Below are 17,334 nucleotides of genomic sequence, written 5' to 3'. Positions count from 1 at the left end.
CTTTAAATTCTCAAAATATAAACTAAATATCTCTTTTAAAATCTAAAAACCTAGTTCCCTGAAACTTTAATATACCAATATCACCTTCTGTAATAAGACCAAATTCCTTTCCTGAAATACTAAATTCCATTCTATCTTTACTTTCAAATTCGAAAGTAACATAATAGTCTGTAGAAGAATGTCCACTATGGTGAATGCCATTAGCATCAGTATGACCAGCATGATTTGTGACATTAGTTCTTTTAGAAATAATCTTACATTTAATATCTAATATTGGTTGAGAATTATTGTAAGACCACTGTTTGCAACCTTTTACAGCATTGATTATAAACGTAGAAATAACTATACAAAATATAATGAAAAACATTATAGAGAATAAATCAAATCTTGCATCAAATCCATACATACTCATAGTATATCAATCCATTTCTTATATATTTATTATATATTATATAATGAAAATATGTGAAATGCTTATCAATAAAGTTACAAATACAGTTCATATTTTCAAAGATGCAGAATAATTAATTAAAATTGTAGTATTTAAAATAATATTAGATAAAATAAGTACTAATAGGCAAAGTGAATATTTTTCAGATGTGTTTTTGCTAACTGTTATTTTCATAGCAACTATAGCAGACTTTAGCATAAAGTATAGATATTATGAATTTACAAATTTTATAGCTAGTATTAGTATAGTTTTGTACATAGAGAGTAAAAATATATATGAAGAAAGTTTAAAAGTTCATTATAGTATTTATGAGAAGGGAAGATGTTTAGACATCTTCCTTTTGTGATATAATCAAGTTATCAAGGATACGTTAAATTTATATGAAAATCTTTCGTAACAAATATAAGAAAGATTTATTAAAGTACCTTCTAGTAAAATAAAAGAATAGTATATAATTTAATAATTGTACATATTTTCACTATATCGTGAAATAGAAAATTAATTACTTTAATTCAGTATGATTTGTTTAAGTAATATAGATTATTTTTTGAAATTTATAATAAATAAAGTTTAGTATATAAATAGGATTGTAAAATATGGAGGTAGAAATGCGATTTATTCATACATCTGACTGGCATCTGGGAAAGACTCTAGAAGGCTATTCTAGAATAGAAGAACAAATAAAGTTTTGTGAAGATTTTATAAATATAGTAAATGAAAATAATATAGATATGGTAATAATTGCTGGAGATATATATGATACATCAAATCCACCAGCAGTAGCGGAGAAATTATTTTATAAAACAGTTTCTAAACTTGCAAACAATGGACAAAGATGTGTTCTTATAATTAGTGGTAATAATGATAATCCTGAAAGATTACAAGCAGCGTCACCACTAGCACATGAACAAGGAATAATAATACTTGGGAATCCATTAAGTTGTACAGAAATAGCAACGCACAATGGATTTGAAATAGTAGAAGCTAAAGAAGGTTGCGTGAAGTTAAAAATAAATGATGAAAAAGTAGTAGCAATAACACTCCCATATCCAAGTGAAAGAAGACTTAATGAAGTAATGCTTAAAAATGATGAGGACAAAGAAAGACAACAAACATACTCACAAAAAATAGGAGAAATATTTACTGAGCTGCAATCAAACTTTGAAAAGGATGCTATAAATATAGCAGTGTCTCACCTTTTTGTAACAGGTGGAGAAAGCACAGATTCAGAAAGACCAATAGAACTAGGTGGAAATTTATTAGTTGAGAAAAAGGATTTACCAAGTAAAGCTCAATACATAGCACTTGGTCATTTACATAGATCGCAAAAAGCATCTCAACGATTGAATGCTTATTATTCAGGTTCACCTATACAATATAGTAAAGGTGAAAGAGCATATACAAAAGGTGCATACATAGTAGATATTAAGGCTGGTAAAAAGCCTAAAATAGAAGAAATTTATTTTAATAACTATAAGCCAATAGAAGTTTTTAAATGTAATGGAATAGAAGAAGCGCTGCAATTATGTGAAGAAAACAAAGAACGTGATATATGGTCTTATTTTGAAATAAAAACAGAAGAAGTAATATCTCAATCAAATATAAAAAAAATGAAAGATATTCTAAAAGATATTGTAGAAATAAAGCCAATAATAGCATCACAATATGAACATGTAGATATAAAAGAAAAATCTATGGCAGAAATGTTCAAAGAATTTTATACATTTAGTAGAGGATTAGAACCTAAGGGAGAACTTATGGATTTATTCTTAGATATAATAAATGAAGAAGGTGATACACAAGATGAAACCAATTAAATTAGAATTAAGTGGATTAAATAGTTATATAGAAAAGGTAAGTATAGATTTTGAAAAATTAACGGACAGAGGATTGTTTGGTATATTTGGAAATACAGGTAGTGGTAAATCTACAATACTTGATGCTATAACTATAGCCATGTATGGAAATATATCAAGAAATACAAATGAATTTATAAATAGTAGTTGTGATAAAGCTATAATCTCATATGAATTTGAAATCGGAAGCAAGAATACTAAAAGAAAATATATAGTAGATAGAACTATAGTTAGGAGCAATACAGGTATAAAAACTTCATATGCAAGATTAGTAGAAATGTACAATGATGAAAAAGAAACAGTACTTGCTGATAAGGTTGAAGATGTAAATTCAAAAATAACACAAATTGTGGGACTAACAGCAAATGACTTTGCAAGATCGGTAGTATTGCCACAAGATAAATTTAATGAATTTTTAAAATTAACAGGCTCTGAAAGACGTGATATGTTAGAGCGAATATTCAATCTAGAAAAATGCGGAAGAGAATTAATTAATAGAGTTAGAAAAAGAAAAAATAATGAGTTACAAAAATTAAGGGATATAAATGTAAAACTTAGTCAATATGATGGGGTGAGTGAAGACGCTTATAATTGTATAGAAAAAGAGTTAGAAGAATTGAAAAGTTTAGAGATAGAAACTAATAAAAATTTTGAATTAGCTCAGAAAACACATATAGAAAATGCAGAAATTTATGAAAAGCAAATAAAGAAAGATGCTTATGAAAAAAGAAAAAAGGAATTAGATTTAAAAAATCAAGAAATAAAAGATAAGGGTGTTCAATTAGAAAATTCAATTAATGCAGATAAAATAAATCCATGTATATATACAGTTCAAAGTCTTGAAAAAAAATTGAATGAAGATACTTCTAATACTGAGATTCTAGATAGGAAGTTAGATATTCTAAATAAAGAACTTTCGATTACTAAGAGTAAATACGAAGAAATATATTTATGTAAAAATGAGAAGATGCCAAAATTAACAGAAGAAAAAACAAAACTTCAAAGAGCATCTGGATTAGAAAAAGAATTAATATTTTTAGATGAAGAGTTAAAAGAAATAAAAGAAAAAAGTAAAAACTTAGGTAAAGAAAAGGAAATTTTAGAAAAAGCTAAAAATAATTTAGAGTCTGAAAAAGATAAAATATTTAAGTCTATGAAAGAATTAGAAGTAAATATAAATAAGCTGAAAATAGGAGCAGATTTAAAACAAAAAATATTCTTGGCTTATGAATATGAAAAAGAATACAATAAACTCGTAGAAGAAAAAACTGTGAAACGTGATAAAATAAATGAATTATCTAAGCTTTTAGATGAAGTAAACTTGAAAATGAAATATGTGCAAAAAGATAAAAATATAATAGAGAGTAAGCTAAATGAAGTAGAACTACATCAGGATTGTTTATTGAAAAAATCGCCTGGAGAAAATGAAAATATAGTAAGTAAAACGAAATATATAACTGAACTAAGGATAAAATTAGATATTTCAAAAGAAAATGAATACAAAAAAAATAATTTACAAGTAGAATTAAATTCAATTTTAGAAAATAAACATCATATTGAAAGAGAAATAAATGTACTAAATGATAAACTAGAAATCACTAGAAGAAATATAGGAGACTTAGAAAAAGAAATAGACAAATTAAGATATTTAAATCTAGCATCGGAGCTTAGAAAACAGCTAAGTGAAAATATGGCTTGTCCAGTTTGTGGGTCTAGACATCATGAAAACTTAGGGCAAAGTAACAATGATGAAAAAATATCATTTACTGAATCTAAACTAGAAAAATTAAAACAAGAAAAATCCTTTATAAAAAATAATATAGATGAGCTAAATGGACGCAACAGTGAACATATCTCTGCTGAAAAAATAAAGATGAAAGAAATGCAAGAATTAAAGTCTAAAATAGGAGAGATTAAATCAAGTGAATTGTCAAAGAAATTAGATGATGAAACTATAAAGTTAGAAGTACTAAAAGCGAATATACAAAGATGGCAACAAGATAAAGAAGAAACACAAGTAAAACTTAATAAATTAAGAGAAGAAAAAAACTCGATAGAAAAAGAAGAATTAAAATTACAGGAAAGTATAAATACATATAAAGAATCAGCTAAAGCAATGAAAGAAGACTTAGAAGTAATAGAGAGCAAATTTAAGAAAGTAAAAGATGAATATGTAGGTCTTAAAACTATAGTAAAAATACAAGAATTAAGTAATAAAGTAGTTGAAATAAATAAAAATGAAAAGACTATAGAAGAATTAAATAATAATTATTTGAACGTAACTCAAAATAAAGAAAAAATAGAAGAAGAAATTAAAAATTATCAAAATAATCTACATAAAACTGAATTGGAATTAATGAAAGCTAGAGAAGTGCATGGTGAAAAGAAAAAGGTAAGAGAAGAGAAATACAATGATATTATAGCTATAACAAAGGGAGAACAATCAAACTCACTTCTAGAAAATCTAGAAACAAACATAAATATGTTAATAGCTCATGAAGAAATAGCTAAGAAAAACTTAGAAGAAAAAAGAATAGAGCATGATAAATATAGCTCTGAAAAATCAAATGTTGAAGGTAGATTAAAAACTACAAGAGAACAATATAAACTTCAATCAGAAATATTAAATCAATTACTTATAGACTATAAATTTGATAGTATATATGCTGTTAAAAGAGCATTGCTAGAACCTGACCATGCTAGAAGGCTCCATGATGAAATAACTGAATATGAAGAAGAAGAAAAAATATTAATTTTAAAAATTAAAGAATTAAAAGATAATCTATGCGGAAGAAAGATAAAACAAGAAGACTTTGAAAAGTTAAAAAATGATATATATACACTAAAAGTAGAAGTAGGTCGTATAGCACAAGATATAGGAGCTAAACAAAATATATTAAAGACAGTACAAGAATCCCTAGTTAGAGCCAAAAAATTAAATACAGAACTGAAAGTGATTCGCCACCAAGTAGACTTACTCGAAGATTTAGACAAGATAGTTCAGGGAAATAGGTTTGTAGAATATGTTGCAACTAACCAGCTAAAATACATAGCTTTAGAAGCGTCAAAAAAATTAGAAGGAATAACTAAAGGAAGATATGCTTTAGAAATAGATTCTACATTAAACTTTGTAATAAGAGATAATTTCAATGGAGGACAAAGAAGAAGTGTAGATACTTTATCTGGAGGGGAAACTTTTTTAACTTCACTATCATTAGCCTTAGCACTATCATCTCAAATACAACTTAAAGGCAGTGAGCCATTAGAATTTTTCTTCTTAGATGAAGGATTTGGATCACTTGATAATGAATTATTAGAAGTTGTTATGGGATCTTTAGAAAGATTACATAGTGATAAATTGAGTGTAGGAATAATAAGTCATGTTGAAGAACTTAAAAACAGAGTCCCAATTAAGTTAGTGGTATCATCAAGTGAAGTTGGAACAGGATCTAAGGTCAAAATAGAGTATAGTTAAGAAAATTTTAGTGCTTTTGTATAAATTATAAAATTACTTTTAAAGCTTTATGCTTGCTGAGAATAAGCATAAAGCTTTTTTATAGCACATAGGAAATTATATTCGTTTTAAAATTGTCGATAACTACAATTTTCGTATATGTGCTTCAAAAAAGTCTTCCTTAATAAATCTTTAATTGAAGACTTTTTTATTATACAAAAAAGTGACGCCTACGAGGGGGAATTCGTAGGCATCATATATATACTTATTAGGGGGAGAGATACATAATTTCCGCTCTCATTCATAATTATTAACTAAAATTCATTTTATATACATTTAAAATTAAATTTAGTTAATAAAAATTTATTATTTTTACACAAAGAAAAAGCCACCTAAACAAGGGGGGAGAATAGGTGGCTAAGAATATTTTCTTTGGGGGGGAAATTTTTTTTTTATATCCGATCACTAATTAGAATATTAACAGGAGTTTTGATATTCATATTATTTTTTTAAGAGAAACTATTATTTGTTTTTTAAGCTTCTCTTAATATAACATATGCATTAACCGCAAAAAATGACACATTATAATAAAAAAAAACTAAAAAATATTTTATTGCTATTTATTAGTTATATTTGTCTAAATTTATCATAGATTTAAATTCATCAAACCCTATTCTATCTATGTAAGCACCTAAACGTTCTTTTCCAGTTCCATTGTTTGCATATACATTTACTATTTCATCAACTAAATCTAGAACTTTATCGTCAGCAACATTTATAATTAATTTATCTCCAAGTCTAGGCATTGTTCCACCCTTTCCACCTACGAATACAGCCCATCCCTTAGGCATACCCATTAATCCTATATCACGAGTATGATTATCAGAACAGCTATTAGAACATCCACTTACACCCATTTTTAATTTATTAGGCAGGTCCATACCATGATATCTATCATCAAGTTTTAACCCTATAGATACAGAGTCTCTAAACCCTCTTTTACAAAAGGCTGTACCTGGACAAGTTTTTATACTCCTAACACATAAACCTATTGCAGCCCCAGGTGACATTCCTAAATCATTCCAAGCTTTATCTATATCATCTTCTTTTAATCCAACCAATGCTATACGTTGTGCTGCTGTAATTTTTATTGCTGCTACTTTAAATTTATCAGCGACATCGGCAAGTTTTCTAAGCTGATCAGATGTGACAAGTCCAGCAGGAATATGTGGTGCTATAGCATAAGTTTCTTTATCTCTTTGAAGAACAGCTCCTTTATCAAGTAAATCATTCATAAAAAAGACCTCCATTTTATATTTTATATTAGTATATGGATATATTAGAATTTTTATAAACTAAATAATAATTTAGCTTATATATACATATATGTATATATAAGCTAAGCAGTTCATCCTATATATAACATCTAAATAAGTAAATATTTATCATGGTTATTAGGGAATAATATTTTAAGAATCTTAACTTATTAGCTATTCGCATTATTTCCTAATTATTCTTAAATGTGCTATAATATATTAACATAAAAACATAAAACGAGGAGTGTGGTAAAGGTTGGAATCAGCCAGTATTTTGATTCAAGTTGTCATTTTAGCAATATTGCTTATGGCTTCAGGATTTTTCTCAGCATCAGAAACAGCATTGATGTCATTAAGTAAGATAAGAATGAGACATATGAAAGAAGAAGGAATAAAGGGTGCTAAATTGGTAAGTAATTTAATAGAAGACCCAAATAAGCTATTAAGCTCAGTATTAGTTGGTAATAACGTTGTAAATATAGCAGCGACATCTATATCTACATCATTATTCATAACTTTAATGGGGGGATCAGAAGGAGTACCTGTTGCAACAGCTGTAATGACTGTATTAGTATTAATATTTGGAGAAATAACTCCAAAAACTATAGCAGCTAATAATTCAGAAAAAATAGCTATTTTAGTATCTAAACCAATTAAATTGATTATAATGATATTAACACCTATAGTATGGATATTTAATATAGTTACAAATGTAATATTTAAACTGTTTGGAATCCAAAGTAAAGGAGTTCAACCATATATAACTGAAGCAGAATTAAAAACTATGGTTAATGTAAGTCACGAAGAAGGAGTACTTGAAACAGAAGAAAGACAAATAATAAATAATGTATTCCAATTTGGAGATATGCAAGCCAAAGAAGCTATGGTACAAAGACTAGATATGGTAGCTATAAATTCAGAAGATTGCTATGAACAAATCATAGAAATGTTTAAAAATGAGAAATTGAGTAGGATGCCAGTATACTATGATTCTATAGATGATATTATAGGTGTACTTAATATAAAAGATATAATATTTTTGAATAATGAAGAAATATCTAAATTTGACATTAAAAGTTATATGAGAGAGCCATTCTTCACATATGAATTTAAGAAAATCACCCAACTTCTTGAAGAAATGAAAATTGAAAAAAATCAAATGGCTATAGTTGTAGATGAGTATGGTGGAACAGCTGGTCTAATAACTATAGAGGACTTAGTAGAAGTAATAGTTGGAGATATAGAAGATGAGTTTGATGAAGAAGAAGAAGATATAATAGTAATAAAAGAAGATGAATATATTGTTGAAGGTAACATTAAAATTAGTGATGTAAATGAATTTATAGGGATTAAATTAGAATCAGAAGAATTTGATTCTATAGGTGGATTTATAATAGGGCATTTAAGAAGATTACCTGAAGAAAATGAAGTCATTGAAGTTGATAATATAAGATTCTGTATAGAAAGTTTAGATAAAAATAGAATAAAGAAAATAAGGATTTTTACTTAAAATAAAACACTGCTTATAAGCAGTGTTTTATTTTAAGTAAAATGTAACATTATTTTGTTGCTATACATACCATAGTTTTATCTTTACTCAGACAAATATTAGAGCCAAGTTAGTATTAATAAATATAGGGCTTAGCCAGTTAGCAATATTAGGAATAATATTTATAGGAGTACAAGTAAAGGGATAATAGGAATTATTTTTTGTCTTGAATTAGTCATGATGCACCCAATGTTAAAAAAGGTAGATATACTTTAATGTTATTTTGTAATATAATGTAAGTAATTAAATGTATATACCATTTACTTATTAATACAACCAAAGAAAGAAGGATAAAACATGAGAGAAAAAGTAGTAGAGAGATTTTTAAAATACGTTGCATTTGATACAACTGCAGACCCTAAAAATGCAAATTGTCCATCGACTGAAGGTCAAAGAGTATTTGCTAATTATTTAGTAGAAGAATTAAAAGGATTAGGATTAAGTGATGCAAATGTAGATGAAAACAGCTACGTTATGGCTACGTTAAAAGGAAATACTGAAGGAGTAGAGACAATAGGATTTATAGCTCATTTAGATACAGCTCCAGATGTTACAGGAAAAGATGTTAAGCCTAGAATAGTTGAAAATTATGATGGAAAAGATATCATATTAAATGAAGAATTAAATATAGTTACTAAAGTGAAAGATTATCCAGAGCTTGCAAATTTGGCAGGTGAAGATTTGATAGTTACAGATGGTACTACATTATTAGGAGCAGATAATAAAGCTGGTATTGCGGAAATCGTTACATCTATAGAATATTTAATAAATCATCCAGAAATAAAGCATGGTGATATAAAAATAGGATTTACTCCAGATGAAGAAATCGGGAGAGGAGCAGACTTATTTAAAGTAGAAAATTTTGGAGCTAAATATGCGTATACTATAGATGGTGGTATAGAAGGAGAACTTCAATATGAAAACTTCAATGCAGCAGCAGCAACTATAACTGTACAAGGAAGAAATGTACATCCAGGTAGTGCTAAAAATAAATTAGTTAATGCTCTACATATAGCAGCAGAGATATCTGAAATGTTACCTGCTAATGAAAGACCTGAAACTACTGAAGAATATGAAGGTTTCTATCATTTAAATGATATAAATGGAAATGTTGAAAGTGCAAATATGGTTTATATAATAAGAGACCATGATAAAGCTAAGTTTGAAGAAAGAAAAGAATTTATGCAAGCTGCTATAGCTAAAATAAATGAAAAATATGATGGAAGAATAACTCTAGATTTAAAAGATCAATACTACAATATGAGAGAAAAAGTAGAACCTGTGAAATTTGTAGTTGATATAGCTGAAGAAGCTATGAAAGACTTAGATATAAATCCATTAATAATACCTATAAGAGGTGGTACTGATGGAGCTAGATTATCATTTATGGGATTACCTTGTCCAAACATATTTACTGGAGGATTAAACTTCCACAGTAAGAATGAGTGTATATCAGTAACAGCTATGGAAAAATGTACTCATCTTATCGTTAAAATAGCAGAAAAATATGCACAAAGATAAGTTTATAATAATAAAAAGCACTATGTATTAAATTACATAGTGCTTTTTCTGTAAGTAATAAAATTTAACATAATTGATAATGAAAAATTATTCTTCTTCTTCACTATTTATATGTAGAATTTCTCCTGTATTTATGTCTATTAAATTAAAATCCATATCAAGCTCATCTTCACTTTGAATTACATCAATAATTGCTACAGAGTGAGTACCATCCTTTGGAATAGAGGTACTTCCAGGATTTAAAACCACTAAATTTTCATCACAATATAATTCTTTAACATGAGTATGTCCAAGTATGAGTATATCAGCGTTCATATTTTTAGCATTTCTTATAGTATCTTCTTTAGAATCAGTGTATCCATGAGTCATAACTATTCTAACTTCACCAAATTGACTCATAACATAAGGGCTTTGTATTGGATGATTTATAACCATTTGGTCTACATCAGCATCACAATTTCCTCTAGCTATAAGTATGTTATTAACATTATTTATTTTTGTAATAAGACCCTTTGGGTTGTACCCTTCAGGTATATCATTTCTAGGTCCATGGTATAATACATCACCACCATGAAGAATAACATCACACTCAGATAATGTATTTAATGCTTTTTCAAAATAAAGTAAACTTCCATGAGTATCACTCATCACACCTATTTTCATATTTCAATTCCTCCTAAGTATGTATTATAAAAATTTTTCAGCAACTCTACTCCAAAATTCGTGGTTTGACATTCTAAGTAAATTTATTTTTATATCAGATACAAATATTTTTATATCAGATATCTGACTATATCTATGTTCAACTCCATCAATAACTACCAATATAGAATCTTCAAATCTATATTCAGGTGTAATTTTTATTATTGAATCATTAGAAAAAATTATACTAGAAGTAAAACTTCTATAAGCATTTGTGTTTATAGGGTGAAGAGGAGTAAGTTGCATAAGATTTAAACTTGGGTCAACAATACTTCCTCCAGCTGCATAATTGTAAGCTGTGGAACCTGTAGGTGTAGATACTATCATACCATCACCACAAAAATTTTGAATATGTTTATCATTTACCTTTAAATTAATATGTATAGTTCTAGATTTATCGCCTTTTACTACTACTTCATTTATAGCAAACATATCAAAACAGTGTTTATTAGTACAAACACTAGCTTGGATAAGAGATATATCTTGAATAAAATAATCTTTTTTTAGATAAGCATCAATAAATTTATCTATATTATCGGGAGAAATTTCTGGGAAAAAACCAAGGTGTCCTGTATTTATTCCAACAACAGGTACTTCAGGAAAATCAAAATCGTGAATAGTCTTTAAAAAAGAGCCATCACCACCTATTGATATAACAAGTTCTGTATCTGGATGGAAATCATAGCTTACTTCAAATCCCATATTTATTAGTTTCTCAGTTAGTAGTTTTTTAGTCTCAATAGACTTACTTACTTGGTTTGAATTTATAGTTATAATTCTTCTCATTTTTCCACCCCTTTATACTTTGTATTATAGCATAATTTAATAAAACTATTGATAGTTAATTAAAATTGAACATACTAAATGTAGAATTTACAGACTAAATAATAAATACTATGATGAAGAATTAGTTAAATTATACTATGGTGTAATTAAGAACTTAGTTAAATAATATTTATAGCTATACATTAATTGTTACAGAATAGGAGATAAAAATAGATAATAGCAAATTTAAATACAAAAAATCCTTATCTATTACTGAAAAATAGTATAAAATAGATAATGTTATTATTGCAAAAAGAAAGTAGGTGCAGATTTGTTTAAAAAAGAAAGTCAGAGATATAACCTTATATCATATACAAGTGATGAGGATTCAACATTAAAAGAGATACTACTAGATAAATTAAATTTCTCAGTAAGATCTTTATCAAAGATGAAGAGAGAACAAAGCGTGTTAGTTAATGGAGAATTTAAAAAACCTAGTACTAAAATAAAAAATGGCGACTTAATAGAAGTTAAAATAGAAGAAGATATGGCTAATTTTGAGCCACAGGACTTAAATCTAGAAGTAATTTATGATGATTTTGATATAATAATGTTAAATAAGCCACCATTTATGGTAGTCCATCCAACAAAAAGCCATTATGACAATACAATAGCTAATGGTATAGCTGATTACATTATCAAGAAAAAAGAAAAAGTAAAAGCAAGATTTGTAAATAGATTAGATATGAATACATCGGGCCTTCTTATAATAGCTAAGAATGCTTATGCTCATCATACTTTATCAAATGACATGAGTGAAGATAAGGTGGAAAAGAAGTATATAACAGTAGTTAAAGGAATTGTAGTAGATGATTGTGGGACTATAAACAAACCTATATATAGATCTGCTGAAGATAGTATAAAAAGAGTAGTTGATGAAAGAGGTCAAGATTCAGTTACTCACTATAAAGTAATAGATAGATTAAATGATGCAACAGTTCTAGAAGTTAGGCTTGAAACAGGAAGAACCCATCAGATAAGAGTTCATATGGAACATATAGGTCATGGTATAATAGGTGATGAGTTATATGGTTATGTAGATGAAAATCTTATAAATAGACAAGCTCTTCATGCATATAGTTTAGCTTTTGAGCAACCTAGAACTAAGGAAAAATTAGAATTTAAAACTAACTTACCAAAAGATATAGAAGAATTAATAAATAAATTAAAATAATAAATTAGAGGTGTAATTATGATAATACATAAGTTTATAATACATGTACTAGATAAAAATAGTGATGTGCCAATATTAAATGACTACGAAGGGAAAATAAACCCAGAGGTAGATAAATTTTTACAAAAAATTATAAAAAGAGTTACTAAAGATGATGATTTAAGAAAAGGTGCTTTTAAGAACTATAGTGAGAATACGATTAAAGACTGTTGTGAACAAATGATATATGATGAAAACAATTTCTTAGAAAATTCTAAGGAAATAGCAGCATATTTATTTGAAATTATGAAAATAAACTCAGAAATAGATTCTTGTGACCTGGCAGTTTGTCTATATACTGTCAAAGACGAAAAATATGTAGCTATATTAAAATTAGATTATAAAAGGCTATATACTCATTCAATTGAATTTATAGATGATAAATTCAATATACAAATGATTGCTAATGAAATAGGTATACCAGAGACAGGAAGACAAAAGCAATGTGCAATAGTAGGAATAAGCGGTATAAATGATGAGTTCCATTTAAGACTTTTAGATAAAGATGCAGAAAAAGAAGAAAGTGAATCTAAATTTATAGTAGAGTTCTTAAACGCAGAAAAAATAGATGATGATAAATATAAAACTAAAGTATTTAAAAATTCTGCTGAAAACTGGATAACTAATGCATTAAGTGATGATATAAAACAAGCTGAAGATGTTAGAAGTATATTAAACTATACATTAAAAGAAAAGCATGAAATAGATATAAATGACTTTGTTGAAAGCTCTATAAAAGATGAAAACTTAAAAGACAGTTTTAAAGAGCATATGGAAGATAAGGGATTAGATGAAGGATTTAATATAGATAAAAAATGGGTAGAAAAGAAGCTTAAGAAAAGAGGTATAAAAACAGATAACGGATTTGATGTAAAAGGAAATTTAGATGATTTTGAAGATCCTATGAAGTATAGCGTAAAACAAAATCCTGATGGAACTATAGATATAACTATTAAAAATGTAAGATTCTACGAAGAAAAATAGCAAAAAGGCACAAGAATAAATTAATTTCTTGTGCCTTTTTAGTGCTTAAAACTAAAAAAGATCTATATGACAAACTTAACTAGACATTATAAGTACTTATTGTAAAGAAGAGAATTAATGATAGATATGTATCGTATGAAGAATTGTACTAGTACAATTTTAGGAAAATGTTATTATTGTATACAAATCATTGAACTAAATGCAAAATTGTACTATAATTCAATTAGAAAAGGCAATACAAATCAAACAATTATAAAATAGGGGGATACAAAAATGAACAGTAGATACATATTAAATAAAAACTTAGCACAAATGTTAAAGGGTGGAGTAATAATGGATGTTACAACTCCTGAAGAAGCAAAAATCGCTGAAGAAGCTGGTGCTTGTGCTGTTATGGCTCTTGAAAGAGTTCCTGCTGATATTAGAAAAGATGGTGGAGTTGCACGTGCTTCAGATCCAGAAATGATTAAAGGTATTCAAAAAGCTGTTTCTATTCCAGTTATGGCGAAAGTAAGGATTGGACATTTCGTTGAAGCACAAATTTTAGAAGCTCTTAACGTTGACTATATTGATGAAAGTGAAGTTTTAACACCTGCTGATCCGACTCTACATATTGACAAAAAAGCTTTCCAAATTCCTTTTGTTTGTGGAGCTAAAAACCTAGGGGAAGCTTTAAGAAGGATTGGTGAAGGTGCTTCAATGATTAGAACTAAAGGTGAGCCTGGAACAGGTGATGTTATCGAAGCAGTTAGACACATGAGAATGATGAACTCTGAAATCAGAAGAATCCAAGGTTTATTGAAAGATGAATTAATGAACGCTGCTAAAGAACTACAAGCTCCTATTCATTTAGTTGAATATGTTCATGAACATGGAAAACTTCCTGTTGTAAACTTCGCGGCTGGTGGTGTTGCTACTCCTGCTGATGCTGCAATGATGATGCAACTTGGTTGCGATGGTGTATTCGTTGGTTCTGGAATTTTCAAATCTGGAGATCCGAGAAAAAGAGCTAGTGCTATTGTAAAAGCCGTTACACACTTTAATGATGCAAAGATACTAGCTGAGGTATCAGAGAATCTTGGAGAAGCAATGGTTGGGATCAATGTTTATTCAATAGACGAAGAAGAAAGAATGGCTAATAGAGGGTACTAAAATGAAAAAGATAGGTGTTTTGGCACTTCAAGGTGCATTTAATGAGCATATAGAGATAATAAAATCACTAGGTCACGAAGGTATTGAGATAAGAAAAGCCGAACAACTCAATAATCTTGATGGAATTATTTTACCTGGTGGCGAAAGTACAGCAATGGGAAAACTGCTTGATGATTTTCAAATCAAAGAAACTTTAATAAATAAAATCAACAATGGTCTACCTGTGTGGGGAACATGTGCAGGAATGATTCTTCTTGCGAAAAAGCTTGATGGTGATGAAAACTCTCACCTAAAAGTTATGGACATCAAAGTGAAACGAAATGCATATGGATCTCAACTAGATAGCTTCATCACTAATGAAGTGATTGAAAAGATATCTGAAAAGGAAATTCCTATGGTGTTCATCAGAGCTCCATACATTGTTGATATAGATGAAAAAGTTGATTTGCTTCATAAGGTTGATGGAAATATCGTAGCAGCACGTCAAGGAAATATGCTTGCAACTTCTTTCCATCCTGAACTGACGAATGATACGACTTTCCATGAATACTTTATCAATATGAGCTAAGTTTCATAAATGGACACTGTAAACATTTCAGTGAACCGTCAATAAGCCGTTGAATTTTGCGGTAAGATATTGAGATGAGGATGTAGATAGATTTGTGTAAAAATAAATTTATCTACATCTTTTTTAGTATATTAAATTAATAAATTAATAAATTTGGAATGATATTTATATAAGAAAATGTAGAGGTTTAGAAAATGTTTATGGTCAGTTATTAAAGGTTATAATGCACCTGTGATAACTATAGAAATAACTAATTTATTAAAAAAATTTAGATAGATAGGAACATAATTAGTTTAAAATGAATATAAATTAATATTTACACTGTTATCTTACTTTGATTAAATTTAATTCAATATTAAACCTTAAATATAATAATTTATCAGGCACTATTTATAGATGCTGGGCTTTTTAAGAAGCAGTGGAGATATAAATCCATGGGATAGTTTGAAAAAACTTTTCTGTGGATTTTTTTAATTTATGTAGTTTAGGAGGACCATTTATGGTAGTTGAAAATTACAAAAAGGTAAAGAAAGTTTTATGGATAATATTATTTGCAAACTTAGGGGTTGCGCTATTAAAAATAATAATAGGCTGCTCTATTAAAAGTGCAAGTATGACAGCAGATGGATTCCATTCTATATCTGATGGAACATCTAATATAGTAGGACTAATAGGTATTAGTCTTGCATCGAAACCAGTAGATAAAGATCATCCATATGGACATAAGAAATTTGAGGTTATATCAGGATTGTTTATTGGAGGAATGCTTCTTTTTATTGGAGGAAAAATAATTGTAGATGCATTTTTAAGATTTAAAAATCCAGTTATGCCATCTATAACTATTGAAAGTTTAATAGTTTTAGTTATTACTTTATTAATTAATATATTTGTATGTACATATGAATATAGAGTAGGTAAAAAACTAAATAGTTATATACTTACTTCAGACTCACTTCATACGAAGAGTGATATATTTGTATCTGTAGGAGTATTAATAACATTAATAGGTGTAAGATTAGGTCTTCCAGCTATAATTGATCCAATAGCATCCTTGATTGTTGCAGGATTTATACTTCATGCATCTTATGAAATATTTAAGTCTACTATTGATGTATTAGTAGATAAGGCAATAATAGACGAAGATGATATAAGAGGTATCCTTAAAAATTTTAAAGAAATAAAAGAAGTTCATAATATAAGAAGTAGAGGTAGCGAAAGTGATGCTTATGTTGATATGCATGTAATGATTGCCCCTAATATAACAGTTGAAAAAGCTCATATGCTAAATCATGATATTGAAGAAATGATAAGAGTAAAGATTAATAAAAGTGCTCAGGTTATAGTTCACATTGAACCTTATTATGAATAATGAGTACTATATTAGTGGAATACAATTATATTATAATAAATAACATAGACAGGCACTAGAATCTATATATTATCATATAATTAAATAAGACAAATCTCAAAGTCTATTACATATTAAGGAGGATATGAAATGGAACAATTACAAGGGCTTTTTAGAGGATGTGATTTTATAGATGATAACCCAATGATGTTATTTTTAATAATAGGGGCAGTAGTACTATTATTTATGAATAGCAACGGAGGTTTAGAGTGCTTCTTTGAACAAAGTAATTCATTAGTTTGGATTATACTTATAGTATTTTTATTATTTATGTTTAATAATAATAACGATTGTTGTGATGATGATTGTTGTTGCTAATTTAATCAATAAAAACC

At 27.8% G+C, this 17,334-nt stretch carries 14 protein-coding genes and 1 riboswitch; of the genes, 10 read left to right on the top strand and 4 right to left on the bottom strand.

The window, feature by feature from the left end:
- Nucleotides 1-22 precede the first annotated feature (22 nt).
- On the bottom strand, nucleotides 23-412 hold the full coding sequence (locus tag AC11VW_RS00925) for a DUF2500 domain-containing protein (RefSeq protein WP_484299514.1): 390 nt from the start codon (nucleotides 410-412) through the stop codon (nucleotides 23-25).
- Nucleotides 413-1,059: 647 nt separating this feature from the next.
- Between AC11VW_RS00925 and AC11VW_RS00920 the strand changes: the two genes are divergently transcribed.
- Together AC11VW_RS00920 and AC11VW_RS00915 are read left to right on the top strand one after the other, a co-directional pair.
- Entirely contained in the window at nucleotides 1,060-2,268 is a 1,209-nt protein-coding gene (locus AC11VW_RS00920) for a metallophosphoesterase family protein (RefSeq protein WP_484299513.1), read from the top strand.
- Nucleotides 2,255-5,782, top strand: a complete 3,528-nt coding sequence (locus tag AC11VW_RS00915) for an AAA family ATPase (protein ID WP_484299512.1) — start codon at nucleotides 2,255-2,257, stop codon at nucleotides 5,780-5,782. Before AC11VW_RS00920 ends, AC11VW_RS00915 begins: the two co-directional genes overlap by 14 nt.
- 602 nt (nucleotides 5,783-6,384) lie before the next feature.
- Here AC11VW_RS00915 and AC11VW_RS00910 read toward each other — a convergent pair.
- Complete coding sequence (locus AC11VW_RS00910) at nucleotides 6,385-7,056, bottom strand: nitrite/sulfite reductase domain-containing protein (protein ID WP_484299511.1); 672 nt, start codon at nucleotides 7,054-7,056, stop codon at nucleotides 6,385-6,387.
- A 277-nt stretch (nucleotides 7,057-7,333) separates the two neighbouring features.
- Between AC11VW_RS00910 and AC11VW_RS00905 the strand changes: the two genes are divergently transcribed.
- Both AC11VW_RS00905 and pepT read left to right on the top strand, forming a co-directional pair.
- Nucleotides 7,334-8,587 carry an HlyC/CorC family transporter gene (locus AC11VW_RS00905; protein WP_484299510.1) on the top strand — a complete coding sequence of 418 codons (1,254 nt, stop codon included), beginning with the start codon at nucleotides 7,334-7,336 and terminating at the stop codon, nucleotides 8,585-8,587.
- Nucleotides 8,588-8,923: 336 nt separating this feature from the next.
- A complete protein-coding gene (gene pepT, locus AC11VW_RS00900; protein ID WP_484299509.1) occupies nucleotides 8,924-10,147 on the top strand; it encodes a peptidase T in 1,224 nt (407 codons plus the stop codon).
- 87 nt (nucleotides 10,148-10,234) lie between these two features.
- Here the strand turns inward: pepT and yfcE are convergent, their stop codons facing one another.
- Nucleotides 10,235-10,810 (bottom strand): phosphodiesterase, encoded by a 576-nt coding sequence (yfcE, locus tag AC11VW_RS00895; protein ID WP_484299508.1) that lies wholly within the window; start codon nucleotides 10,808-10,810, stop codon nucleotides 10,235-10,237.
- Nucleotides 10,811-10,834: 24 nt separating this feature from the next.
- A complete protein-coding gene (locus AC11VW_RS00890; protein WP_484299507.1) occupies nucleotides 10,835-11,635 on the bottom strand; it encodes an NAD(+)/NADH kinase in 801 nt (266 codons plus the stop codon).
- A gap of 310 nt (nucleotides 11,636-11,945) precedes the next feature.
- Between AC11VW_RS00890 and AC11VW_RS00885 the strand changes: the two genes are divergently transcribed.
- From AC11VW_RS00885 to AC11VW_RS00860, 6 genes are all read left to right on the top strand, one after another.
- The gene (locus AC11VW_RS00885) at nucleotides 11,946-12,848 is read left to right on the top strand and encodes an RluA family pseudouridine synthase (protein WP_484299506.1); all 903 of its coding nucleotides are present in this window, start codon (nucleotides 11,946-11,948) and stop codon (nucleotides 12,846-12,848) included.
- Nucleotides 12,849-12,866: 18 nt separating this feature from the next.
- Nucleotides 12,867-13,871: a nucleoid-associated protein gene (locus AC11VW_RS00880; RefSeq protein WP_484299505.1), complete on the top strand. Its 1,005-nt coding sequence runs from the start codon at nucleotides 12,867-12,869 to the stop codon at nucleotides 13,869-13,871.
- Between the two features lie 273 nt (nucleotides 13,872-14,144).
- Entirely contained in the window at nucleotides 14,145-15,023 is an 879-nt protein-coding gene (gene pdxS / locus AC11VW_RS00875; RefSeq protein ID WP_484299504.1) for a pyridoxal 5'-phosphate synthase lyase subunit PdxS, read from the top strand.
- Between the two features lies 1 nt (nucleotide 15,024).
- Entirely contained in the window at nucleotides 15,025-15,591 is a 567-nt protein-coding gene (pdxT, locus tag AC11VW_RS00870) for a pyridoxal 5'-phosphate synthase glutaminase subunit PdxT (protein ID WP_484299503.1), read from the top strand.
- A gap of 365 nt (nucleotides 15,592-15,956) precedes the next feature.
- Nucleotides 15,957-16,036, top strand: a riboswitch (NiCo riboswitch).
- Between the two features lie 54 nt (nucleotides 16,037-16,090).
- Complete coding sequence (locus AC11VW_RS00865) at nucleotides 16,091-16,960, top strand: cation diffusion facilitator family transporter (protein WP_484299502.1); 870 nt, start codon at nucleotides 16,091-16,093, stop codon at nucleotides 16,958-16,960.
- 129 nt (nucleotides 16,961-17,089) lie between these two features.
- Complete coding sequence (locus AC11VW_RS00860) at nucleotides 17,090-17,317, top strand: hypothetical protein (protein WP_484299501.1); 228 nt, start codon at nucleotides 17,090-17,092, stop codon at nucleotides 17,315-17,317.
- Nucleotides 17,318-17,334: the final 17 nt, after the last annotated feature.

Source organism: Romboutsia sp., from assembly GCF_056995035.1.
The sequence above is the reverse complement of the archived record's forward strand: the minus strand, read 5'-3'. Positions and strand labels throughout refer to the sequence as shown.